General features: G+C 25.0%; 24 protein-coding genes and 1 tRNA gene. 2 read left to right on the top strand and 23 right to left on the bottom strand.

Annotation, left to right across the window (positions count from 1 at the left end; all coding sequences use genetic code 11):
• Positions 1–410: 410 nt before the first annotated feature.
• From MBCUR_RS04970 to MBCUR_RS04950, 5 genes are all read right to left on the bottom strand, one after another.
• Positions 411–806, bottom strand: a complete 396-nt coding sequence (locus MBCUR_RS04970; RefSeq protein WP_067091010.1) for an Rpp14/Pop5 family protein — start codon at positions 804–806, stop codon at positions 411–413.
• Positions 807–1319: 513 nt separating this feature from the next.
• Positions 1320–1727 carry an RDD family protein gene (locus tag MBCUR_RS04965; protein WP_067091009.1) on the bottom strand — a complete coding sequence of 136 codons (408 nt, stop codon included), beginning with the start codon at positions 1725–1727 and terminating at the stop codon, positions 1320–1322.
• Positions 1728–1799: 72 nt separating this feature from the next.
• Positions 1800–2852 carry a glycosyltransferase gene (locus tag MBCUR_RS04960; protein WP_067091008.1) on the bottom strand — a complete coding sequence of 351 codons (1053 nt, stop codon included), beginning with the start codon at positions 2850–2852 and terminating at the stop codon, positions 1800–1802.
• Between the two features lie 208 nt (positions 2853–3060).
• Complete coding sequence (hypE, locus tag MBCUR_RS04955; protein WP_067090996.1) at positions 3061–4071, bottom strand: hydrogenase expression/formation protein HypE; 1011 nt, start codon at positions 4069–4071, stop codon at positions 3061–3063.
• Positions 4072–4420: 349 nt separating this feature from the next.
• On the bottom strand, positions 4421–4801 hold the full coding sequence (locus MBCUR_RS04950; RefSeq protein ID WP_067090994.1) for a 30S ribosomal protein S8e: 381 nt from the start codon (positions 4799–4801) through the stop codon (positions 4421–4423).
• A 474-nt stretch (positions 4802–5275) separates the two neighbouring features.
• Here MBCUR_RS04950 and MBCUR_RS04945 point away from each other — a divergent pair, with 474 nt between their 5' ends.
• Positions 5276–5683: a secondary thiamine-phosphate synthase enzyme YjbQ gene (locus MBCUR_RS04945; RefSeq protein ID WP_067090992.1), complete on the top strand. Its 408-nt coding sequence runs from the start codon at positions 5276–5278 to the stop codon at positions 5681–5683.
• A 108-nt stretch (positions 5684–5791) separates the two neighbouring features.
• Here MBCUR_RS04945 and MBCUR_RS04940 read toward each other — a convergent pair whose 3' ends face one another.
• The 12 genes from MBCUR_RS04940 to hypA form a co-directional block, all read right to left on the bottom strand.
• A complete protein-coding gene (locus MBCUR_RS04940) occupies positions 5792–7186 on the bottom strand; it encodes a glycoside hydrolase family 10 protein (RefSeq protein WP_067090989.1) in 1395 nt (464 codons plus the stop codon).
• Between the two features lie 326 nt (positions 7187–7512).
• Positions 7513–8253, bottom strand: a complete 741-nt coding sequence (locus MBCUR_RS04935; RefSeq protein WP_067090988.1) for a hypothetical protein — start codon at positions 8251–8253, stop codon at positions 7513–7515.
• A gap of 237 nt (positions 8254–8490) precedes the next feature.
• Positions 8491–9444: a methenyltetrahydromethanopterin cyclohydrolase gene (gene mch, locus MBCUR_RS04930; protein ID WP_067090982.1), complete on the bottom strand. Its 954-nt coding sequence runs from the start codon at positions 9442–9444 to the stop codon at positions 8491–8493.
• Positions 9445–9812: 368 nt separating this feature from the next.
• On the bottom strand, positions 9813–10490 hold the full coding sequence (locus tag MBCUR_RS04925; RefSeq protein WP_067090979.1) for a thymidylate synthase: 678 nt from the start codon (positions 10488–10490) through the stop codon (positions 9813–9815).
• Positions 10491–10547: 57 nt separating this feature from the next.
• Positions 10548–11519, bottom strand: a complete 972-nt coding sequence (locus MBCUR_RS04920) for a methionine synthase (protein WP_067090977.1) — start codon at positions 11517–11519, stop codon at positions 10548–10550.
• Positions 11520–11722: 203 nt separating this feature from the next.
• Entirely contained in the window at positions 11723–12034 is a 312-nt protein-coding gene (locus tag MBCUR_RS04915) for a DUF1894 domain-containing protein (protein WP_067090975.1), read from the bottom strand.
• 327 nt (positions 12035–12361) lie between these two features.
• A complete protein-coding gene (locus MBCUR_RS04910) occupies positions 12362–12823 on the bottom strand; it encodes a DUF1890 domain-containing protein (RefSeq protein WP_067090968.1) in 462 nt (153 codons plus the stop codon).
• Positions 12824–13052: 229 nt separating this feature from the next.
• Positions 13053–14132, bottom strand: a complete 1080-nt coding sequence (locus MBCUR_RS04905; protein ID WP_067090965.1) for a hypothetical protein — start codon at positions 14130–14132, stop codon at positions 13053–13055.
• 94 nt (positions 14133–14226) lie between these two features.
• Positions 14227–14299: transfer RNA gene (locus MBCUR_RS04900), tRNA-Ala, on the bottom strand.
• A gap of 265 nt (positions 14300–14564) precedes the next feature.
• Entirely contained in the window at positions 14565–15587 is a 1023-nt protein-coding gene (locus tag MBCUR_RS04895; protein ID WP_067090961.1) for a DUF354 domain-containing protein, read from the bottom strand.
• Positions 15588–15663: 76 nt separating this feature from the next.
• Complete coding sequence (hypB, locus tag MBCUR_RS04890) at positions 15664–16317, bottom strand: hydrogenase nickel incorporation protein HypB (protein WP_067090959.1); 654 nt, start codon at positions 16315–16317, stop codon at positions 15664–15666.
• 61 nt (positions 16318–16378) lie between these two features.
• Positions 16379–16750: a hydrogenase maturation nickel metallochaperone HypA gene (gene hypA / locus MBCUR_RS04885; protein ID WP_067090957.1), complete on the bottom strand. Its 372-nt coding sequence runs from the start codon at positions 16748–16750 to the stop codon at positions 16379–16381.
• 389 nt (positions 16751–17139) lie between these two features.
• Between hypA and MBCUR_RS04880 the strand changes: the two genes are divergently transcribed.
• Positions 17140–17328, top strand: coding sequence for a hypothetical protein (locus MBCUR_RS04880; protein ID WP_067090954.1), 189 nt, complete (start codon positions 17140–17142; stop codon positions 17326–17328).
• A 68-nt stretch (positions 17329–17396) separates the two neighbouring features.
• Here the strand turns inward: MBCUR_RS04880 and MBCUR_RS04875 are convergent, their stop codons facing one another.
• The 6 genes from MBCUR_RS04875 to MBCUR_RS04850 all read right to left on the bottom strand — a co-directional run bounded on the left by MBCUR_RS04875 (position 17397) and on the right by MBCUR_RS04850 (position 22506).
• Positions 17397–18080: a HisA/HisF family protein gene (locus MBCUR_RS04875; protein ID WP_067090951.1), complete on the bottom strand. Its 684-nt coding sequence runs from the start codon at positions 18078–18080 to the stop codon at positions 17397–17399.
• Between the two features lie 284 nt (positions 18081–18364).
• Positions 18365–18550, bottom strand: coding sequence for a hypothetical protein (locus MBCUR_RS04870; RefSeq protein ID WP_067090943.1), 186 nt, complete (start codon positions 18548–18550; stop codon positions 18365–18367).
• Between the two features lie 167 nt (positions 18551–18717).
• On the bottom strand, positions 18718–20730 hold the full coding sequence (feoB, locus tag MBCUR_RS04865; RefSeq protein ID WP_067090938.1) for a ferrous iron transport protein B: 2013 nt from the start codon (positions 20728–20730) through the stop codon (positions 18718–18720).
• Positions 20731–20850: 120 nt separating this feature from the next.
• Entirely contained in the window at positions 20851–21108 is a 258-nt protein-coding gene (locus tag MBCUR_RS04860; RefSeq protein ID WP_067090936.1) for a FeoA family protein, read from the bottom strand.
• A gap of 380 nt (positions 21109–21488) precedes the next feature.
• On the bottom strand, positions 21489–22208 hold the full coding sequence (locus tag MBCUR_RS04855) for a hypothetical protein (protein WP_067091011.1): 720 nt from the start codon (positions 22206–22208) through the stop codon (positions 21489–21491).
• 16 nt (positions 22209–22224) lie between these two features.
• A complete protein-coding gene (locus MBCUR_RS04850) occupies positions 22225–22506 on the bottom strand; it encodes a DUF3194 domain-containing protein (RefSeq protein ID WP_169805795.1) in 282 nt (93 codons plus the stop codon).
• Positions 22507–22647: the final 141 nt, after the last annotated feature.

The following is a 22647-nucleotide window of genomic DNA, read 5'->3' as shown; positions in this document are numbered from 1 at the left end:
AAAAGTATAAAAAAAATGAAAATAAAAAAACAAAAAAGTTATTTTCAGCTAATAAATAAGTTTCATTCGTTATATATAAACAAGTTTCTAAATAAATCAAATATAAAAATATATATCAATGGAAAAACAAATATAATAATTTATAATAAAAAAGCAAAACATGGACAAAAATGAAAACAAATAGAATTTTTTATCCAAAAAAAAGAGAAAACTTTAACCAATATAATATATAAAACAAAAAGGAAAGTTAATACTTCCTAAGTTATAGTTATTCTATCCATTACAAAAATTGCTCTTGCAAAAAACAATGGATCTTCCAAAAACTATAAAATTTCCAATATTAATTAAAAAGACAATATAATACAAAGCCAAATGAATAAATAAAAAAATGTTTAAAAAATGAAAAAAAACTATTCATTTAAAATAAATTTATTAACTGCAGATTTAATGGTTCCACTTATACCAATTGTTGAAATAGCTATTTTATTTCTTTTATACATGTTTATCATTGCTAAAGCCCCCCCTCTAAATTTTTCTTCCAAGCCTCTTTGGCATCTAACAACAGATTTGTAAAAATAAAAATCATTTTGAAGGTTTTTAAATTTATCAAATTCATTTGAACAGTCAAAAAATCTCATGACCCATATATTAAAGTTGCTAGTTTCTAATTCACCATAAAAACGAATGGCTCCATCCCAAAGAATGGCTACAAGTTCATCTTTTGTTAAAATTTTATTTGATTTAATTTCTAAAACTAAATAACGATTATTTAGTCTTAAAGTAGGAGGTAAAATCTTTAATTTCATTGTTTATAATCTCTTTTATAACTAAAATTTTTTTATAAATTTGTTAAATAACAGAATAAAAATTATAAAGACTATATAGCAATTCAAAAATCTAATTTTCTAAATTTAATTAAATAAGTTAAATTAGGTTTATAAAGTTATAATAGAATTTTATTATAAAAATAGATATAAATATTTGATAAAATTCTATTTTAATTAATATTAATCTCTATTTACTAAAAATAATTATTTTTTAACCTTTAATTTTTATTATTTTTTAAAATATTTTAACTCAAATTTAACTAATTAATATAACTTATTTAATAATTAGAAGAACATTTAAAACAAACTTTTAAAAAAAGTTTGATCAAAAGGCTTTCTCAAAGTTTTAATTAAATATTTGTTTTTACAAAAAATAATCATTGGACAGCATCTATTTAAAAAAAAACTATAAATTATAAACATGAACAAAAACAACTAAAAAAAAATTCTTAAAAGAATTATGAATAAATATAATAGTATAATATATTTTAATTAATCTTCTTCATTTATAACACTAGTTTTAGATAGTTGACCTAAAATTCTTTCATCTTTTGATTTTGTATACTTTCCAATTAAGAAATCTATTATAATAGGGAACCAATAAAGTTTAGATAAATTTCTAGCAATGGCTTGTTTATAACTTATATTATTACCCTCATAAGAAACCACCTCTAAAAACATTAAATGTTTTCCAACAGTTGTTTTATAATTTTTTTCAGAAAACACAAAATAAACAATGGTAAAAATAGGAACTAAAATTATAAAGTAATTATAAATTATAAATGTAGCATGTGGAATTATATAATATGCAGCCAACTGTGCAATTACCCATAAAATAGCTGAAACAACAAAAAAATCAGCAATATAAGCAACTATCCTTTTTTTAAAAATACTTAGCATTCTATCACCTGTTTAATATTTAACAATTTATCAATTATATTAAATATTTATTTAATTCACTAATATTTATATCTATTCTAAAACCATTTTATAAATGTTGTTAAGTTGTTTACAAATGGTTTCATGGGAGTGTTCTTTAACAAATTCTAAATTTGATTTAATATCAACATCAAAAAATTTTTCATTTAAAATATTTGAAAGATTTTCCCTTGAAGCTTGGACAGTTCTAGTTTTTAAGTCTTTAGGAATATAAGCATCATTTAAAGTTATTGATGGAACAGAACAAGCCATTGCTTCAACAATTGGCAAGCCATATCCTTCCATTAGAGAAGGGTAAACAAAAACATCTAAAGAATTGTAAAAGCTATTTAAATCTTCATCTGGAACAAAACCCAAGAATTTAACTCTTTTATCTCCATTAGCCATTTTTTTCAAATAATCTAATTGGTTTCCAGTACCCCCAATAAGAAGTTGAGAATTTTTAATATCTGCTTTTAAAAAAGCTTTTAAGAGCAAATTTACTCTTTTTCGTTTGTTTAAATGAGCTATTGTTCCTATTGTAAATTTATCGTCAGTATTTAAATGTTTATTCTTCATTGTGTATAAATTCTTTCTTAAAGGATCTCTAACAACATGTAGTTCTTCTATATTTAAGTTATAATGATTAGCCAATGCACCTGCAGATTCATCAGAAATAGCTATTATCTCTTTAGACTTAATGGCTTTATTTAATGTTTTTTTAAAATAATATCCATAGGATTTAGCAAAAATTCCCGTATGAATCATTTTAGGCATTGTCATTAACATTAAATCATGGACTGTAACAACTGTTTTATTTTTATTAAGATATAATGCCTCAATAGGAGATAATGCATGGAAAACATCAGTATTTTTATATAAATTAGATCTTATTTTTATTGGGGTTTCAAATAAAGAGAAAAAAAGATAATCTAAATGATGGAAGCGATTTATATCTCCTTCAAAAGACAAAATACTATTATTCATACTAAATGTTTTTACATTAATATTTTTATCCAATTTAAGGGTTTCCAATGTAGCCTCTGAAACTGTTCCCACTCCACCATTTCTAGGGTTGAAATATCTTGAAACTAATGTAACATTCATATTTTTCACTATAACGTTATTTTATATAATCCCTGATTAAAAAATGGCATTAATGATTACTTTTTTAAAAACAGAATTAATTATTAGCTTTTAAAACACAATTAATCAAATATACTAAACAATATAACCAATCAAGCATGCTAAATAATATAACCAATATGTTAAATAATATACTTAATCAACACACTAATCAATAAATAAACAGTGCTTAACACACTCTTGGAACAGGATCAGCTACAGGCGCTTCTAAAATACGTGTTCCTCCTATTGGAGTTTCCATTAATACTCTATTACCTTCTGTGACTTCACCAATAATAGCTGCTTCTTTACCATATTTTGTATTTTTAATGGCTTTTAGAACTTCTGAAGCATTTTTATTTTTAACACCCATTAAAACTTTTCCTTCATTTGCAACTTCATAAGGATCTATTCCTAACATTTCAGATACTGCATGGACTTGTTTTTTAACAGGAATAGCATCATCTTCCAATAAAACTCCAACATTGGATTTTTTAGCCATTTCATTGATTGAATTAGCTAGTCCCCCTCTTGTAGGGTCTTTCATAGCTGTAACACCACCAACAGATAATGCTGCTTCTACAATTTCATAAACTGGAGCAACATCAGAGACTAAATCAGTATCAAAACCAAACCCTTCTCTAAAAGACATTAAACTCATTCCATGATCACCAACACTTCCGCTTATAATGATTTTATCTCCTACATTAAGGGTAGAATCCCTAATAGCTTTTCCTTTATCCACAATACCAATGCCCGTAGTAACAATAACCATTTTATCAATTTTTCCTTGTTCCATGACCTTAGTATCTCCAGCTATTATTCCTACATCACATTCCCTACAAGTTTCATCCATAGATTTCATTATTCTATCTAAATCATCTATATTAAACCCTTCTTGAATAATCATAGCATTAGTAATAGCCAATGGCTTTGCACCCATAACTGATATGTCATTTATAGTTCCAGCGGCAGATATTCGTCCAATATCTCCTCCAGGAAAAAATAAAGGGTTAATTGTATGTCCATCAGTAGTTATAACAATTTCTTTATCTCCAACAGGAATTGTAGCACTGTCATCTAATGAATCTAAGCCTATTCCACCATTTACAATTTTTTTTGTTACATTATTTAACACTGTTTGAGAGATTAAATCTCCCATAACCTCTCCACCAGCACCATGGTTCATTCCAATTTTCATATTAACACTAAAAATATCTTGATAAATAAATAATACTCTAAGAACTCAAATAATCAATTAAATTAATAGTTTATTAATAAACACTTTAAAAAAAAAAAAAAAGATTTTAAAAAATCTTAAAAAAAATATAACATTACAATATTTATGTTTTCATGTATAAAATAATTACTTAATTTTTAATAAAAATTAAAAAAAGAAAAAGTATAAACAATAATCGGAATATTGTATAAAATTAATAAAAAAAATTAAAAAATGTTTAAAAAATATTTAAAAAATAGTTAAATAAATATTAAAAAAAGAATTAATAAAAAAGAAAAAAATAATAAATAAATATTAAGAAATAAAAAAATTAAATTATTAAAACACCATTAATGACGCCGTCTTGTCCTGGTCTTGAAGTGACTAATGCATTTCCTAGGGATGTTTCTACAACAGCACCTTTAGTTATTATGTTTCTTCTTACATAGTTTGGATTAGCATTATTTTCAACAACATTTATTACTTCAGTGAGTTCAGATTTTTTAGTATCTGGATTGACTACATTAATTTTAGACCCTAAAGCTAATCTTAATTTTTCGTTTCCACCACGAGTTCTGATTTTTCTTAATTTTTTTTCACCAATTCTAGTTTCAGCAGGTTCTCTGCCTAATTCAAATTTCTTTTTTCCACGATTTGATCTATTTCTTGCTCCACTTGGGCTTCTTGTTGACTTTCCTTGAAAAATTGCCATGATATTACCTTCAAATTTTTTTTAAAAATTGATAAAAATTAAAAAAATTCCTTAAATTATATTTTAAGGTTGTTAATCTCAGTTAAATAGCCATTTAAACTTATTAATAAAAAATAGAGCATTACTTAGATGCATTATAAAAAAATAGCTATATAAAAAGTTTTATTTATTATATGCTGAATAAAAAAATTATAATATCCAAAAATAGAAAAAATTGCTCAATATATAAAAATTATAAACTGATAATATACTTTATCTTTAGATTATTATAACAAAATATTGATTAAACTAGTATATAAATATTTCTTTTTAAGACACTTTTAGTTCAAACGACATTTTAAAAAATAATTAAAAATAAAATTAAAACATATTAAAAATAAAATAAAATTGAAACAAATTAAAAATATAATATTAATATTATATAACATAAATAACTATTAAACATGAACTAATTAAATAATGAATGTAGATAAAATGATTATTCAAAAAAAATTAAATATAAAATCAAAGAAGAAATTTGAAATAATAGATATAAGTGATGAAATTAAGAAAATAATAAAAGATTCCAAAATAAACAGGGGCATAGTAAACATATTTTCAAAACATTCTACATCAGCCATAGTTATAAATGAAAATGAATCTGGACTTTTAAAAGATATTGAAATAACATTAAGTAAATTAGTTATAGAAAACAATGATTATTATCATGATAGAATAGATAATAATGGAGGATCACATTTAAAAGCTATTTTACTATCTCCAAGTGAAACAATTCCTATATATAACTGCAAACTCAATTTAGGAACTTGGCAGTCCATATTTTTTATTGAGTTTGATGGTCCTCGTAATCGAATAGTAGACGTTACAGCCATTGGAGATTAAATATTAATTATAGCATGTTAAATTAAAATATTATTAAAAAATAAAAAAAACTAATAAAAAATAATTAAAAATAATTAAAAATGAAATATAAACATTTAAGATGATAACCTATTTAAAAAAAATTGGGTTTAACAGTCCCCATCTAAATAGAACTACTCCCTTTGATCCACTGGACAATAAAGCAGATATATCTTGACCTAATTGGGAAGTAGAAAACTTTACAAGCTTTTCATCAGAGCCATATGTTTGAAGACCTCCCCAAATTTCAGCTGAAGGAGAATTAGAAACAAACCATTGTAGAGTAGATTTAATCCAATTGGTATTTTGCTCATAATTACCCTTATAAGCCATTGGAATTAAAACATCAAAAATACTTCCAAGAGCAGTTGTATTTTGACCATAATATCTGATATTTGCTGATTTCTCAGGCATTATAGCTGCAGAAAAAATTATTTTAGAGTTAATAGATTTAACAGCATTTTTTATTTCGGATGCAAATGTATTAATCCCATCACTAGCACCAGGAGTTTTATATGCGGTTCCAGGATAGCGTAAATAATCTAAATGAATTCCACTAACTCCTTTAAAATTAGCATATTCTTTAGCTTCAGCTATTGTTTTATTTAAATGGCTTTGATTTATTTTTCCTGATTTGGCATCAATAGGATTTGTCCATTTCCCACTTAAATAAAATGCTTGCATCCAAATATGAATCTTAATTCCTTTAGAATTAGCTTGACTAAACCAATTTTTAAGAGTATCATTATCATATTTGTTAAAAACTGAAAAACTTAAAAATATATTTCCAATACCATATGATTTAAGAGTACTCAAGTTAACATTTAGCATATCCCCTCCCTGAACCCATATAGCGGTTTTAGATTTTGAGATAGGTATTTTATTAGCACTTGTTCCTAATGTTGATGGGGTAAGCTTCATCTTTTTTACATACTTATTAAGTTCTTTAAAAACATAATCCTTTTTGTAAAGTTTATTATAGTATTTAATATGAGTAGTAATTTTTTTGTTTTTTTCTATGTAAGAATTTAAACTTTTAGCAGTATTGTAATAAATATTTTTTGTTTCAGGATTAATTTTTACATAAGACTTTTTTGATGAATATTTAATGGATTTAATGGCAGATATGCTCCCATTAGATTTTTCATATCTTTTAGAAATAGCTTTTGAAATTAAATAGAAGTATTCCTTTTGGGAAAAAGTATAAGAATCAACTTTGACAGTATTTGGAAGCCTATGATTTTTAGCAATAAATGAGTCTACTGATTGGCTACTTTTAATTATGTTATTTTGGCTTATTTTTGTAGTTTGAGAACTAGATGCTGCATAACATGCATTTGTAGCTAAAATAAATATTAAAAATATTAAAATTCCAATTTTAAGGGTTTTTTTATTTAAAAGTGTTTTTCTTAGATTACTAGTACTATTATTACTATTAATAGCATATACTTCATTATTTTTCTTTGTTAGTAAATTACCATCCATAATTTCACATTTTATATAACAACTATAGTTAACAAATAAATTAAATTAATAAAATCAATTTATAAAATAATTTAATTAAATAAATATAGTAAAATAATTTAAAATCATAATAATTAATATTAATTGATTTATATAGTTATTTTTTTAATTAGAATATAGATATAAGTATTTTATACTATATAAACCTTTTTAATAGATTTTTATAAATACAAAAAATAGGTGAAAAATAAAAACACCAAAGTTTTTTACATAGTCTCAATAAATGAGAATAATAAATTGATGATTAAAATTTTAATGATTAAAATTATAAATTAATAAATTGATAATTAAAATGATAAAGAATCTACAGTGTTGATTAATTTATTTATTAAACTTTTTGTTTTTGCAGGTTTTTCATATCCATAAGTTTCATAAACTATTGTTTTAGTTCCTGATTTTACTAAAGGAATTGTACAATATTTTGGGCTTGTTTGGGAAGAAGGATAGTAATAAGAAATATCTGGAATCTTTTTTAGGATTTTATTTCCAATAGCTTTTGATCTAAGATTATTTAAAGGAGCAAAAACAAAGTTAGTTTTTTTATAACTTCCTCCATTAAAAGTGCCTCTGTTAGAATGTACATCAATTACTAGGTTATACTTTGCTTTTTTAGCATGAGGGAAAATAAATTTTTGAGCTAAAAGTTGTCCATTCATTCTACCTTTATCATAACTAAATGGGCTTTTTTTAACAGTAACTCTATAAACATAATATGTATATTTAAATTTTTTACTTTTTGACTTTAATTGATTGTATAAAGTATTGTGTGCCTTATTTTCAAGAGGATGCATTCCAATAATATAAGCTATTTTAGTATTTGATTTTGGGTTACCAAAAACTTCCAATGAAACAGAACCTAAGTTATTAGATATGTTTTTTTTATCGGGTAACTTATTAACATCATCTGGATTTACAGCATAATTTTGAGATACAATGCTAAAAATAGCTATAAATAGAAATAGGAAAATAAAAATACACAGAATATTCTTCGTCATAGAAGAATTGTTTTTAAATATAATTTCAGTCATTTAAATACCTTCATTTTTGTAAATGATATGAATAAATCATTTTTAAAATCATTTCATGGAAATTTAATCAATCTATTTTCAATAAAATAATTTTAAAAATACTAACAATGTCTGATTTAAAAATGTAAAAAAGAAAATAAAAAAATAAAAAAATAAAAAATTTAAAAAAAAAATTAAAAGATAAATAAAAAAATTAAAATAAAACTAAAAAAATAATAAATTAAAAAAAAAGAGTATTTAAACTCCAAAAGATTTTTTCAACAATTCAACATCTACGGCTCCAGCTTTAAATAACTCACCAGTTCTTAGGTCATTAACTGTAACCTCAGCAGGAGCAAACATACCACTGTCAATGTTGAAAAAATCATAGTTGGCTTCTTCAAAAACTTCTAAAAATGGTTTTCCATAGCTTGGAGAAGAAGAAGAAGGTAAATTTTCAGTTAAAGTTTTTAAATCGTCAGATTCTTCAGATTCAATGTAATAATAAGTTCTTCCACCAAATAAAACAGCATCATTAGTTTTTCCCATAGCTTTCTTAGGATCAACAGGAGCTATTGGAGCAATTCCTGCTGCAAGTTTTACTTTATTTACATCAAAGTGATAAACTTCTAACATTTTGTAGGTTCCATTTTCAACAACTCTTCCAGCTATTTGAATAGATCCAACAATAGAAGCAGTTGGTGCAACAAGTAAGTATACATTTTTAGTATCTACACCAGATTCTTCGGCAACATATTTAGCAACTTCTTCATTAGGAAGTGCATCAGATTCTAAAGCTAAAATAGCTACATCAGCATCATCTTTATATCCAATTTCTTCTTCAATTTTGTCTGCTTGTGCTAAAGCTCTTGCTGGTCCTGACCCCATAGCAAAGTAATCTCCTACTGTAATTCTCCAACCTGCTTCTTGTGAACCAATAGTTGCAATAGCAGGGTAATGAGTTTTTATCTTTACAGAAGGTAAAGCGAATTTTTCAGATAAATCTCCAGGAATGGATATACCGACTTCAGCTAATCCTCCTAAACATACTTTTGTAAAGTATTCACCAGCTTTAAAACTACCAGCAACATTTACACCACAATCAATGACAGTTGCACCATTTTCTAATGTTGAAACTGCTACATTAAGATTTTCTGCTTTAGCCATTAATTCCTCAACAGCTTTTTTAGCTTCTAAATTTACACTAACCATAATATCACATATAACTTTAAAAAATAAATTTATAGATTATTTAATTGTAAAAATCCAAGTTAAAATAATAATTCATCAAAGACACAATTTAAAACAATAATTTAAAACAATAATTTAAAACAATAATTTAAAACAAATTAATTATTAAATTTATATTTAGTAATTGACATATTTAAAAGTTTATTTTTAACTTTTATAAAAATTTAAAAAACTTAAAAAATTTGCATAAAATAAAAACTTCAAATATTTAATAAAATAAAAAATTTAAAAAAATACTCATCAAAATACTCATTAAAATATTCATTTAGTCACAATACCTAAATGTTTAATTTAAAACAAAAGCAATAACAACTTAAGCAAATAAAAAGCTAATCTAACAATTTTTTACTTTCAGGAAAGTTTACTTCATATATGTGAGCACTAATAGAGTGTACTGTAATGTTGGCCGTTTGTGTATCTGTTCTATCTGCAACATATTGTGCTAAATAAGTTAATCCAACTACATTTGGAAACCATGCACCATAAATATCATGTGAACGCCACAATGCAGTTGTGTATAATTTATTTTCCCTGATTTTAAAGTCAACAAGAATCATACAAGGGACTTCCTCACTACAACTGTCTAATGCTTGATCCCAAGTAATAGAAATGGCTCTTCTTGACTCCCTACAATCATTCAATCTTTTAATAGCTCCAGCTATTTGATCTGTTCCATCAAAATGGGCTCTAAGGCGGTTCCCATAAGTATAAACAAAACCTTGTTTATCCTCACTAATAAATTGTTCAGAATATGTTTTTAATTTATCCCCGCTCCAAAAATACCCTTCAGGGACACGAATATCTAAAATTTCATCCATATTATTTTTTATATTAAAAAAATCCTTTTTTGTTTTTCCTAATGGGTTTTTAATTTGAACTAAAACATTTAAAATTTCTTTAGTAAGAGATCCACGTTCATCATTAATATCTTTACCTTCAACAATTATCTTTTTAACTAATTGTTCCCATCCATCAGCTATTTCCTCTACCTCTATTAATGTTGCCATAATAACACCTTCATTTTTCGTGTTGATTTTAAGTAATACCTTAAAAAGATCAAATAATCATGAGTTAAATGTTTTAATAGCTTTAACCATATTTTCTAACTTTTTAAAAGCTATTTCCTCACTTAACATTTTCATTCCACAATCAGGATCTATTAAAAGATTATTTTCACCAACAATAGCTATTCCTTTTTCAATAGTTTGTACTATTTCCTCAACAGATTCTATTTTAGGATTACTAGTATCAATAACTCCTAAACCAATTTTTTTCCCGTCTAAATATTTTGCATTTCCATTTAAAAAATCAAAGTTACAGGGATTTCCAGCAAATTCACAGTCTATAATATCCACATTAAAACTTGTTAAATCTTTAAAAATATCTTTAATATCTCCACAACAGTGTATTGCAAATGGAATATTAATTTCTTCTGACATAATTGATATTGCTTTTTTTGCAGTATTAACATCTAATAAACCAGTAGATAAAAAAGGCTCATCAATTTGAATCATCTTTGCACCAGCATTTTCAAGGGCAATTGCTTCATACTTTAGTACTTCAGCTAAATCTAAAATGGCTAATTCTTGATTTTTATAAATATTTCCAATTTTCGATGATTGAATTAATGTAGATGGACCAGTAATTATTCCTTTAACACCTTTTTTATCTATTTCCTCTTTATTGTATTTTTTTAAATTATTATTTGAATTTAAATAGTCATTCATATATTTAATAGCTATTTTTAAGTCTTTTACTCTTAATGGATTTTGAGGTTTAGTAATTTTAGATTTTAGATAGAATGTATTTCCATCTTTTTTAAAACCTGGAATAAAATCTAAAAATAGCTCTACCATGTCTCCTCTAACCTGCCCATCAGAAATTATATCAATTCCTGCATTTAATTGAGATTCAACAGAAAATTTAATATCATTTTTGTAGGAATCATTTGCAAATTTAGTTAAAATTTTATTTTTAAATGATAGATCATTTTTGTTATTGCTAAGAGGAAAACTACCTACTACTGTACTAATCATATTTTTACAACCAATAAAAAAATAATAAGAAATAAAAAAAATACAATTAAATAATTAAGATAAACAAAATATAAAAAATTAAAAAAAATATAATTAAAAATGATATAAAAAAAAATAATACAATAAAAAAAATAAATAACTAAAATAACAAAAAAATTAAAAAAAAATATAAAAAATATAAAAAATTAAAACCATTAATTAATTTAAGTTTTTTTAATTGCCACTTCCTTAATTGAATCAAAATCTTCCTCATTAACTGGAATTTCAACAGCTGCAGTCCCATGACATGGTTTTGTATAAGAAATAATAATAGTTCCTTTGTTTGGACTTAAACCAATTGGAATAGGAGGAATACCAATTAATCTTGCACCTAAAACTTTTTCTCCAGGATTAACATAAACGACTCCTTCAGATTTTTCTTCAATGAGTTTAGCACATTCTTTAAATCCTGAATTTCCAAGTAAAATATTGTAATCATCGTTTTGCTGAAGATATGTTTCTAAACAAAATGACATATAACACCTCAATATAAATTACAAAAATATTTTAAAATAATAAAATTTTTAAATTTTCTAAACTTAAATACTTTAGATAATTTTTAATAATTTAGATAAGTTTAATAATTTAAAGATAATTTTATTATAGATTTTATTATAATATTATTATAAAATTTATTATAATTTTAATAAATCAAAAAATTATAATGAATTTATAATAATTTGTAATGAACTTATGATAAATTTAAGTTAACATGATAATTTTTAATAATAAATGCTAAATGTATATTCAATTAACATTGATTGTTAATGCTGTAACATAACTATTTATTGATTCAAATATACTCATTTAATTAAATCATCTAATGCACTATCAAAAATTATTTTTATTGGATTTGGATTATGGAAAGCTCTAACAGAACCAATTTTAGCATCAGTATTTTTTGAAACTATATTTGTATATTCTTCAAGTAATTCTCCATCCTTTTCAAATATCAAAGCTATTGATTCTGTTTTAAGAATATGATAAAAAGTAACAAAGAATGAAGCAGCTGCATCTTTGTGAACAAAACCAACAAGTAAATCATAGTCTTTTTCTTGAAGAGAATTTAAAGACTCGTCAATATCTACAGTGTTTTTTATATACACATTATTAGGATCGGATACTTCTAAAAGTTTTAAAGCAGCAGGATTTGCAGCAATATATGTCTCATATCCTAGAGTATTTAATCTGTTAGAAACATAAATAGCCATTGGCGTTTGAGAGGGTGATTCTGGACACCCTAATAAAACTAATGCTTTTTTCATTAAATCACCATGTAAATAATTATAATAAAATTATTATAATAAAAATACTATAAGAAAAATATTATAAGAAAATATTAAATAAAAATTTAGTTTTAATAATATTTATTATATAGATATATTTTTTATAGAATATATTTTTTATAGATAAAATATTTTTCTAAAAATTTTTTAAATTCTTAAAAATAAGATAAAAAAAAATAAAAAATTAGTAAAAATATATTAAAACAAATTAATTTCGTTTTAAAGTAACCATGTGCCCTAAAACAAGAGCTGAAATGATTAAAAATGTCAACAATGCAGATCCATTAATTGTTCTATTAAAAATAAATAACCCAACTGTCCCTTGAGCTATAAATGCTGTCAAAGATCCGATTAATAAAATTTCTCTGCCAAGATACTTTTTATTGTTACTTTCTCTTTTTTCTCTATAAATATAAAGTAATTTAAACCCTACAACAATTGTAAAAATCATAAATGCAACAAGAAGAACAAAACCCAGATATCCAAAGTCAAAAGCATATCCCATAATCCCTGGTAGCATATAATCAATTGTATCCTTTGTAGTAATCAACGACCCATAAAATATTGGAAATGGAAGTCCAAAAAGAAGTACAAAGGAAACAGGCAAAGTAATATATCCTTCAGAAAATGCTGTGCCTTCTGTTCCCCAAAAAGAAGAATTTCCACTATGACCAATTAGAAAAGTATTTTTCAAAACCATTTTTATTGATGGAATAGAATTTAATTCTATTCTTGAAATCCTTGTCAATGGAGAGAAAATAGGCATGTGTATTAACTGAGATATTCCTTCGAGAAGTACAAATGCCAAAGCACCTAAGCCTAAAAAAGTTATAATTCTCTTTAATGATAGGACAGTTTTTTCTCTAAAGGATGAAGAAATTATAAAATATCCAATAAATAAACCAAATAACCATAAAAGTAAAAATGATCTGTGCATTAAAGCTCCGAAGATTGTAATAGCTGCTAAAAAGATATAAACTAATTTTTCTAATCCTCCAGTATTAACACCAGATGTTTTCATTACTTTTAAAGCTGCAAGAGCAGTTACCATAGCAAGTAATGCCAAGGGTCCAAAACCATGGGTTAATTCACTTTGGCTAAAAGAAACAAATAACATTAACAGATCCATAGCAAAAAGCCCAGTAAAAAGAAGACAAGCAACTAATGCAAGAACTGTAACAAGGCTTAGAGTAATTGGAATAAAATTTAGCAGGAAAAATACTGTTGCAAATAAAAATGCTCCAACTTCTAAAATAAATTGAAAATGATTTTGAGCTATTAATGCCATGAAAACTCCTAACTTTGTATTTCCTGTAAATAAATAAAAAAATAGCAATAATTTAAGCAAACTGATTAATTTTATTTAAAAATAAAAAATATAGTGGACTGACCGGGATTTGAACCCGGGGCCTCCGCCATGCCAAGGCGACGATCTACCATCTGAGCTACCAGCCCAATTATTAAAATTTATTCAAAAATATATTACAAATTATGCACTAAAATATTTATTAAAAATATAATATAAACTAGCTATCAAAAATATAATATAAATAATTTGAAAGTATTAATATATAAATTTTACTCAAAAAAAAATGTTATAAACTAAAGAATTTTAAAAATTTTTTCTTCAATTGGCATATTTATTTAATGACGAACTTTTTTTACCTTAAAATATTAAATAAATAACTGTAAAAATTGAAAAAAAGATTAATAAAAACAATTATTTTGCTAAATCATATACATTGTCAACAATTAATTTGAACAAATTATCATGATTGATTTGAATATGTTTCTTTGGAGCAACTAATAATTTTAAAGCCTTATTAATAATTTCATCGGTATCATTTATCCTAAACATTAAATCTTTATTAATATAATATTTGTCTGCTGAAAGAGGAATACCTGGATAACAAGAGATAACAGGAGTTTGTAAAATAGCTGCTTCTCTATTCATTGTTCCTCCTGCACCAATAACAAGATCTGCTTTTTTTATAATGCTTGATGTGTCTACAGGAGGATGTAATATTGTGACATTTTCAATTCCTTCAAAAATTTCTGCTTGTTCTTTGAAACGTGGAAGAATCAAAATATTAGCATACTTCTTTAATGTTTCAACAACAGGAGATAAAACAGAATGCCTACAATCTGCATCTAAATAAGATGCAAGTGAAGGTTCAGGGCGCATTAAAATTGTTTTAGGAAATTTTAAATCTAAATTTAAATCATTAAAAATGTTTTCATTAAACTCAAAGTTTTTAAAATGCATTATTTCAGATGTTCCATCATATCTAATGAGATCATTTGGATCCATTCCATAACTTAAAAGTTTCCAAACATCAATTATTTGAGGAGCAATTAGCCGATCACATAAAGGCAAAGTAAGTTTATTGGCTGCTTGAGCATGTTCATTATCTAAAACATATAAACTTGGGATAGAAAGACCAAAAGAAACACGTGGAAGTTCAATAGAATGTTTACTCAATGCAACATCAATTTTTTCACCAACAATAAAATCAACTAAATTATTTAGTCTTTCAGTACTTGTTTTAAGCTTATCTTCTAAAGATACACCATGACCACCAATTGATTCGAAATCTATATTGTACATATCCATTAATTTATGAATGTCTCCAAATTTTCTTCCAGTAACAATTAAATCCTCACCCTCATTTTTAAAATATTCAATAATATCTTTAAAAAACCTTACATGAGGAGCATTTGTTATATCAATCCAAATTTTCATTTTATCACTATTTTTATAGATTAAATATTATTAAAACATATTAAAACATATTAACCAAAGTTTAATTAAACATTAGTTAATTAGATTTAAATTCCTCAATTGCTGAAATAACTTCATTTAAACCTTGATTGTTTTTTAAGCTTGTTTTAATAATTTGTATATTAGGATTTAAAATTTTAGCATCATTAACCATCTTGTCAGCATCTGCTTCAACAGCTTCAGCAATATCCACCTTATTAATAATAGCTAAATCACTGTCTTGGAAAATTAGTGGATGTTTTTCTACTGTGTCGTCTCCTTCAGAAACACTTACAACAACAATTCTCATATGAGTACCTAAATCAAAATCAACTGGACAAATTAAATTACCCACATTTTCAATAAAAATATAATCAACATCATTTAAAGGAATATCGTCTAAAGCATGTTCAATTAAATGAGCATCTAAATGGCATTCTTTTCCAGTGTTAAGACCAACTACTGGCACATTGTGTCGTTTAAATCTTCCTGCATCAAATTTACTTATAACATCTCCAGCAATAACAGCTATTTTTCCATCCATTTTTTGAATTAACTCTTCAATAAGGGAAGTTTTTCCAGAGCCAATAGCTCCAACAAAATCAACAGAAAAAATATTGTGGTTTTCGAAGTTCTTTTTAATTCTATCAGCTATTTTCTTATTTGCTTTCATTATATTATGGTGAACATCAATATCTGCTACTTTATGCATTTGAAACCTCTTAAACAATTATTTATTAATAGATAAATAATAAAAAATATAAAAAATTTAATTAATCTTCTTTTTCAATACTTATTTTTTTAACAATTACATCTTTTCCATTTAAAACATCAACAGGATATGCATCGCATTTTGGACATTTAACTATTGGTGCATAATGATCTAAAGAACTTCCATCTATTGTTCCTTCAAAACTGCATTTTTTACACTTGATTTCAATTGGAATCGATTCAATAATGAACTTTGCACCTTTTGCAATTGTATCTTCACTTAAAACATCTAACATGAATTTGACTTGTTCAGGATTTAAAAGAGCTAATTGACCAAATTCAACTACAACATCTATAACTTCTATTGCTTGATTGTTCTCAGCGTTTTCAATTACTGCCTTTAAAATACTATCAGCCATTGCCATTTCATGCACAATTACACCTCAATATTCAAAATGATAAATTATTAAATAAATAATAAAATTAAATAAAAAATATCATATAAATAAATAAAAATATCTTATAAATATTATAATTAAATAAAATATCTTATAATTAAATAAATATCTTATAATTAAATAAAAATATTCTATAATATAAATAAAATTATTGAAATATTAAATTTAAAAATATTGTTTTTTATAATTTTCTTATTATATTATATAAATCACAGTATAAAAAAATTACTAATTTAAAAAGATATTTAAATAATAAAGTAAATATTATTTAATAATAAATGAAAAATGATAAATAAAATAAAAATTCATATAAATCTATATAAAAAGTATAATATTAATTGTTTAAATAATAAAATGTGGTAATAATGGCAAGCTATGGAGGAACTCTAATATTTTCCCATATTATTCCTGTGGTTTTTGGAGTAATAAGTATTTTATTAATAGGAACTGGAATAATGGAAGATGAAAGGGAAAAATTGTTAGCAGGAATTGTGCTATTCATTATTGGCACATTAATACCATTTATAGTCTTACCTTTCTTAGTAGGTAACTAAAAATTATATTGGTTATATTTTAGTTACTCTAATTTACTTTCTAGTTTATCTTAGATCGTTATTACTTTTTAAACACTTCCATTATGAACAGCAGAGCCAACTAAAACTTTTTTTATATCTAATTCGTCCAATTTTGAAAAGTCCTTTTCACTTAAACCTCCACCTAAAGTAAGTTTATCCTTAAATTTTGAAAAAGAATTTATTAAATTTTCATCTATTCCTGTAAATGTCCCCACTTTTGAAATATCAAGAAGAATAATTTCATTAGGATCTAATTCCAATAAAATTTCATTAAATTCTTCTAAATTAAGATTAAAATCATTTGATTTTGAATATAATTTACCATCTTTAATATCTACGCTAATTACTATTCTTTCTTTTGGAAATTTATTAAAGATTGACTTTAAATCATCAATTGAGGATAATGTTTCAGTAGCTATTATTAATTTATAAGCAAAATCTAAAAAAAAATTAAATTCTTTAAAATTTCTAATTCCACAATCTAAAACTACAGGAATAAATGAATTGATCATTTTAATTGAATCAAGATTGTTTCCTTTTCTTTCTATTAGATCTAAATCTGCTATATAAATCTCATTATAGCCATTAAATTTTAAGCTTTTGGCAATTGAAACTGGATTAGAATCATTAGAGTAGACAGATTTAAGAGGCTTATATTCTTTTCGATTGCCAGATTTTCCACTGACAGCTATTGTACTCATTAAATCTAATACTGGAATTATTTCTACCATGATTTAACCTTTAAGTGTAGTATAATGCTAAATAGGATTTAAAAAAAAAGAAAATTATACAAATTATAATAAATATCTTAGATATAATGAATATCTATAAATTAGATATAATGAATGTCTTAGATATAATAAATTTATTGAATATATTAAATTATGATTTGTTTAAATTGCTTAATAAAATTATTTATTTAAAAATAGAAAACAAGTTAAAATTAGAAATAATATTTGAAAAAATAAGAAATTGAATAAAAAACTTAAGAAAAATTATTTATTTATTTATTTATTTATTTTTTTGATTTAAGCCTTTCTTTTAAAATATCAACAAATTTAAATTCCTGTTCAAATTCTGGTGAATTCCCATGCCCACAATTTGGACAATGAACCGTGGAACATTCTTTTTTACCACATCCTTGACAACTTTTTCCAATTTTTGTTTCATCAAATTCAAATCCACACATTCTACATTCCATAAAATCACTTTAAACTCTAAATAATTAATAAAAAAAAATAAAAATAATAAAAATAATAAAAATAATAAAAATAATAAAAAATAAAAGAATAATTTAATAAAAATTCAAATAATAAATAAAAAAAGAGTTTAATAAAAACTCTTAAAAAATGTTTTAAATCTAAATTATCAGCCAAACCCTAGAAGCATGCCTCCATGATAAACAATAAATGAAACTATGTAAGCTGTTGCTGTGGTAACTGCAACCATGACTAAAGGCCATTTCCATGAGTTAGTTTCTTGTTTGACGGTTCCAAGAGCGGCAAAACAAGGAACATATAATAAAACAAATGTCATAAAGGCATAAGCAGTTAATGGAGTAAATAGTCCATGAATTGCAGTTTCCAGCCCTGCTCCATCTTCACCAACTCCAAAGATTGAACTAAAAGTTCCTACAACTACTTCTTTAGCTACAACGCCAAATAAAAGTGCAACAGAAGGTTGCCAATCACCAAAACCGAGTGGAGCAAATACTGGAGAAATTACAGTTCCAATTTGTCCAATTGCACTATCTTGTGAACCATATTCAACTCCAACAGGGAAACTACTTAACATCCAAACAATAATAGCTGCTGCAAGAATTATAGTTCCTGCTTTTTTAACAAAACCATAAGCTTTCTCCCAAGTGTGGATTAAAACACCCTTTAAAGATGGAAGCTTGTATGAAGGTAGCTCCATAACAAAAGGACTTGTAATTCCTTTAAATAGAGATTTCTTTAAAATGGCTGCTACAACAATAGCTACAATTACACCTAAAAAGTACAATGAAAACATTACTTCACCTTGATAGGCAGTAAAAAATGCTGCAATAAACAAAGTGTAAACAGGTAAACGAGCAGTACATGACATAAATGGAATAGTTAACATTGTTAAAATACGATCTCTTTCATGTTCCATGGTTCTTGTTGCCATCATTCCAGGAACTCCACAACCAAAACCTAAAATCATTGGAATAAATGATTTTCCATGTAGTCCAACTAATTTATGCATTACTTTATCCATTACAAATGCTGCTCTTGCAAGATACCCTGAATCTTCTAATATACTTATCATTAAAAACATTAAGACAATCTGAGGTAAAAAGACTATAACTCCACCAACACCACCAATTATACCATCCACAATGAATGAAGATAGAGTTGTTTCACCTAAAATAGCTAGTATTGTATCACCAAGTAGTGTAAATCCTTGATCAATTAAATCTTGAAAAGGTGCTCCAACAGTAAAAGTTATTTGGAAAATTAACCACATAATAACCAAGAAAATTGGAAGACCTAAGATCCTATTAGTTATTATTTTATCTAGCTTTTCAGATATGGTTGGTTCTTCAACTTCTGGTTTTTTTAAAGATTCATTAAGTAAACCTTCAATAAATGCATATCTATAGTTAGCTATTACTTCCTCAGAAGATTCATTAAAAATATCTTTAAAATGTTCTTCTACTTTTTTAACTTCATTAAAAATATCTAAAAAGTATTTAGATTCTTTAACTTTTTCTTCAATAATTTTATCATGTTCCAAAAGCTTAATGGCTGTCCATGAAACAGGGACATCAAGAAGACTTATATCCCTTTTTATAACCTTTTCAAGTTCTTTTAAATGAGATTCTAATTCAGCACCATAAACCAATTTTTTACTACTATCTATTGGTTTATTTGTTGCATCTTTAACTGCCCTTAAAAGTTCATCTTTACCTGTATCATCTATTGCTTCAATTTCTACCACAGGGATACCTAATAAAGTTGATAATTCTTTAAAATCTATATTATAATCTCTTTTTTTTGCAAATTTATTCATGTTGACAGCTAAAACTAAGTTAGCTCCAAGCTCCATCATTTGAGTAGTTAAATACAAGTTTCTTTCAAGATTAGTTGCATCAACAACATTTACAATAACGTCAGAGGATTCATCAACAATGAAAACTCTTGAAACAATTTCTTCAATAGAATGAGCACTTAAGGCATAGTTTCCAGGAAGATCTATAACCTCAATACGTGCATTTTCAAAGTTAAGGTGTCCCTCAGCTTTTTCAACAGTTTTTCCTGGCCAATTACCAACATGTTGATGTAAGCCAGTAAGTTGGTTAAAAAGAGTTGTCTTTCCTACATTTGGATTTCCAGCAAGTCCAATTTTTATATTCACTTTTAATTCTCCATTTTAGATAAATAAAATATTTAGGCAAATATATTTTAATACAATATTTAGGCAGACATATTTTAAAAATATTAAGGTAAATGTATTTTAAAAATATTTGTAAAATGTTTATAATCCAACTTGAATGTTTTTAGCTTCAGTTTTTCTAAGACTAACAGAATAGCCTTTAAGTCTAAATTTAATAGGATCACCAAGAGGAGCAACTTTTTCTAACTTAATTCTTGCACCTTTTACAAATCCCATTCCAAGTAAATGTCTTTTTAATTCAACATCACCTTTGTTGTTAAAAGAAACAATTGTTGCTTCTTGATCAGAATCAAGTTGATCTAAAGTGATTATTGAATCATATTTTTTATTTTCATCCATAATTGTTACCTCACTATATTTTATATTTTTAAAATTAAGAAAAATATTAAAATTTAGAAAAATTTTTAATTAAATTTATTAATAAATATCATTTAAAAATAATCCAATAAAAAAAAATCAAATCATAATATTTAGGTATGCCTAAATATAATACTACTTTGATATTTTCTACTATTTAAATGTTTAGGATTACCTAAATATATTTTCGTGTTTTAAAATATATAAATATTTCTATTTTTTTAGGTACAACTAAAGAAAAATAAAAAAATAAAAAAGCATTATAGAAAAGAAAAAATAAAAAAATCATATTAAATAATGATAAAAATAGCTAATGCTTAGTAAAAAAATAAAAAGATAAAAAAATAAAAAAATAAAAAAATTCACTGATAATTTAATCTTCCAGAATTATATAAAAACTGTAAACTAGATAAATGGCTAATTTCATATGGATAATATTTATTTGAAACAAATGGCCAGATCAATCCTTTAACAATATAAAAATAAGCTCCAAAACGCCCATATTGTTTCCAAGCAATTTGAGTGTAAAGTGGAAAACCACATCCTGGATTCATATAAGGGTTGTCTGCACGTACAGTTCCATGATAAAACATAGGAATAGGACCAACTTGACCCCTATCTTTTGCTAAACCATCAATATAATTTAATGCCTCATCTAAAGTATCAAAATATTCTCCATCAGCTTTATAATCATATCTATCTTCAGGAATACCAAAAATAAAGCTTGAAAAAACCTCTCCCCAATCAACATAGGTTTTGTATGTAGAAGGGTCCACAAAAGCAAGTTCTAAAACATTAACCCCATCAGGTGCTAAAATATTGTCATCGTCTTCGTGAAAATGGCGATAATTAGAATCTCCACCATAATGCACAATTAAAACACATTTAGAGCCTGATTTAGCAGCATATTCAGATAAAACTTTAGCATTGGAGTGTTGAGGGAATATGTCTGGATTTCCAACTTTAGTAACAGTTAAGCGCCCCACTGGTTCAATCAAACTAAACTGAGTGACTCCCCAAAGATAAAAACCGAAAAGTAGAATAATAGCTATCCCAATAACAACCCAAGATGATCTTTCCATTTTAACCCCATTTTCTTTATCCACAATAATTATCTTCTAAAAATAAATCACAGCTATTTAAAGCAAAATCAATGGCTTCATTTGCAATGGCTTCATCAAGAGTTGAAAATTTATCTAATTCCAAATCAACGGATATATCAATGTCTAATTCTTCATTATAATTTAAATTAATATTAATATCTAAATTAACAATTTCTTTAGATTTAATTCTTTTTAAAATGAAATCATTAATAGTCACAGATAAAAATTCAATAATATTATCAAGATCTTCATTGGACAAATCTTTTAGTTTCTTCAAAATAAACACCGACATTGATAGATAAAAAAACAAAAAAAACATCAAAATTTCTAAAAACCAATAAACTAAATATAAAAAAAGGAAAAAATATTATAGTTTTTAAAATTAAAAAAAAAAAAAAAAAAAAAAAATATAAAAATA

Source organism: Methanobrevibacter curvatus, assembly GCF_001639295.1.
Lineage (GTDB): Archaea > Methanobacteriota > Methanobacteria > Methanobacteriales > Methanobacteriaceae > Methanoflexus > Methanoflexus curvatus.
This window is presented reverse-complemented; position numbering and strand designations above follow the sequence as displayed.

Excerpts from the sequence above, each read along its gene's own strand:
- MBCUR_RS04875 (WP_067090951.1), bottom strand. The coding sequence starts at position 18,080 with ATGGTAGAAATAATTCCAGTATTAGATTTAATGAGTACAATAGCTGTC.
- MBCUR_RS04945 (WP_067090992.1), top strand. The coding sequence starts at position 5,276 with ATGATTATTCAAAAAAAATTAAATATAAAATCAAAGAAGAAATTTGAA.
- MBCUR_RS04880 (WP_067090954.1), top strand. The coding sequence starts at position 17,140 with ATGGCAAGCTATGGAGGAACTCTAATATTTTCCCATATTATTCCTGTG.
- MBCUR_RS04860 (WP_067090936.1), bottom strand. The coding sequence starts at position 21,108 with ATGGATGAAAATAAAAAATATGATTCAATAATCACTTTAGATCAACTT.
- MBCUR_RS04925 (WP_067090979.1), bottom strand. The coding sequence starts at position 10,490 with ATGGCAACATTAATAGAGGTAGAGGAAATAGCTGATGGATGGGAACAA.
- MBCUR_RS04960 (WP_067091008.1), bottom strand. The coding sequence starts at position 2,852 with ATGAATGTTACATTAGTTTCAAGATATTTCAACCCTAGAAATGGTGGA.
- MBCUR_RS04935 (WP_067090988.1), bottom strand. The coding sequence starts at position 8,253 with ATGACTGAAATTATATTTAAAAACAATTCTTCTATGACGAAGAATATT.
- hypB (WP_067090959.1), bottom strand. The coding sequence starts at position 16,317 with ATGCATAAAGTAGCAGATATTGATGTTCACCATAATATAATGAAAGCA.
- MBCUR_RS04910 (WP_067090968.1), bottom strand. The coding sequence starts at position 12,823 with ATGAAAAAAGCATTAGTTTTATTAGGGTGTCCAGAATCACCCTCTCAA.
- MBCUR_RS04965 (WP_067091009.1), bottom strand. The coding sequence starts at position 1,727 with ATGCTAAGTATTTTTAAAAAAAGGATAGTTGCTTATATTGCTGATTTT.
- MBCUR_RS04970 (WP_067091010.1), bottom strand. The coding sequence starts at position 806 with ATGAAATTAAAGATTTTACCTCCTACTTTAAGACTAAATAATCGTTAT.
- MBCUR_RS04940 (WP_067090989.1), bottom strand. The coding sequence starts at position 7,186 with ATGGATGGTAATTTACTAACAAAGAAAAATAATGAAGTATATGCTATT.
- MBCUR_RS04920 (WP_067090977.1), bottom strand. The coding sequence starts at position 11,519 with ATGATTAGTACAGTAGTAGGTAGTTTTCCTCTTAGCAATAACAAAAAT.
- mch (WP_067090982.1), bottom strand. The coding sequence starts at position 9,444 with ATGGTTAGTGTAAATTTAGAAGCTAAAAAAGCTGTTGAGGAATTAATG.
- MBCUR_RS04905 (WP_067090965.1), bottom strand. The coding sequence starts at position 14,132 with ATGGCATTAATAGCTCAAAATCATTTTCAATTTATTTTAGAAGTTGGA.
- MBCUR_RS04870 (WP_067090943.1), bottom strand. The coding sequence starts at position 18,550 with ATGGAATGTAGAATGTGTGGATTTGAATTTGATGAAACAAAAATTGGA.
- MBCUR_RS04950 (WP_067090994.1), bottom strand. The coding sequence starts at position 4,801 with ATGGCAATTTTTCAAGGAAAGTCAACAAGAAGCCCAAGTGGAGCAAGA.
- MBCUR_RS04855 (WP_067091011.1), bottom strand. The coding sequence starts at position 22,208 with ATGGAAAGATCATCTTGGGTTGTTATTGGGATAGCTATTATTCTACTT.
- hypE (WP_067090996.1), bottom strand. The coding sequence starts at position 4,071 with ATGAAAATTGGAATGAACCATGGTGCTGGTGGAGAGGTTATGGGAGAT.
- MBCUR_RS04915 (WP_067090975.1), bottom strand. The coding sequence starts at position 12,034 with ATGTCATTTTGTTTAGAAACATATCTTCAGCAAAACGATGATTACAAT.
- MBCUR_RS04895 (WP_067090961.1), bottom strand. The coding sequence starts at position 15,587 with ATGAAAATTTGGATTGATATAACAAATGCTCCTCATGTAAGGTTTTTT.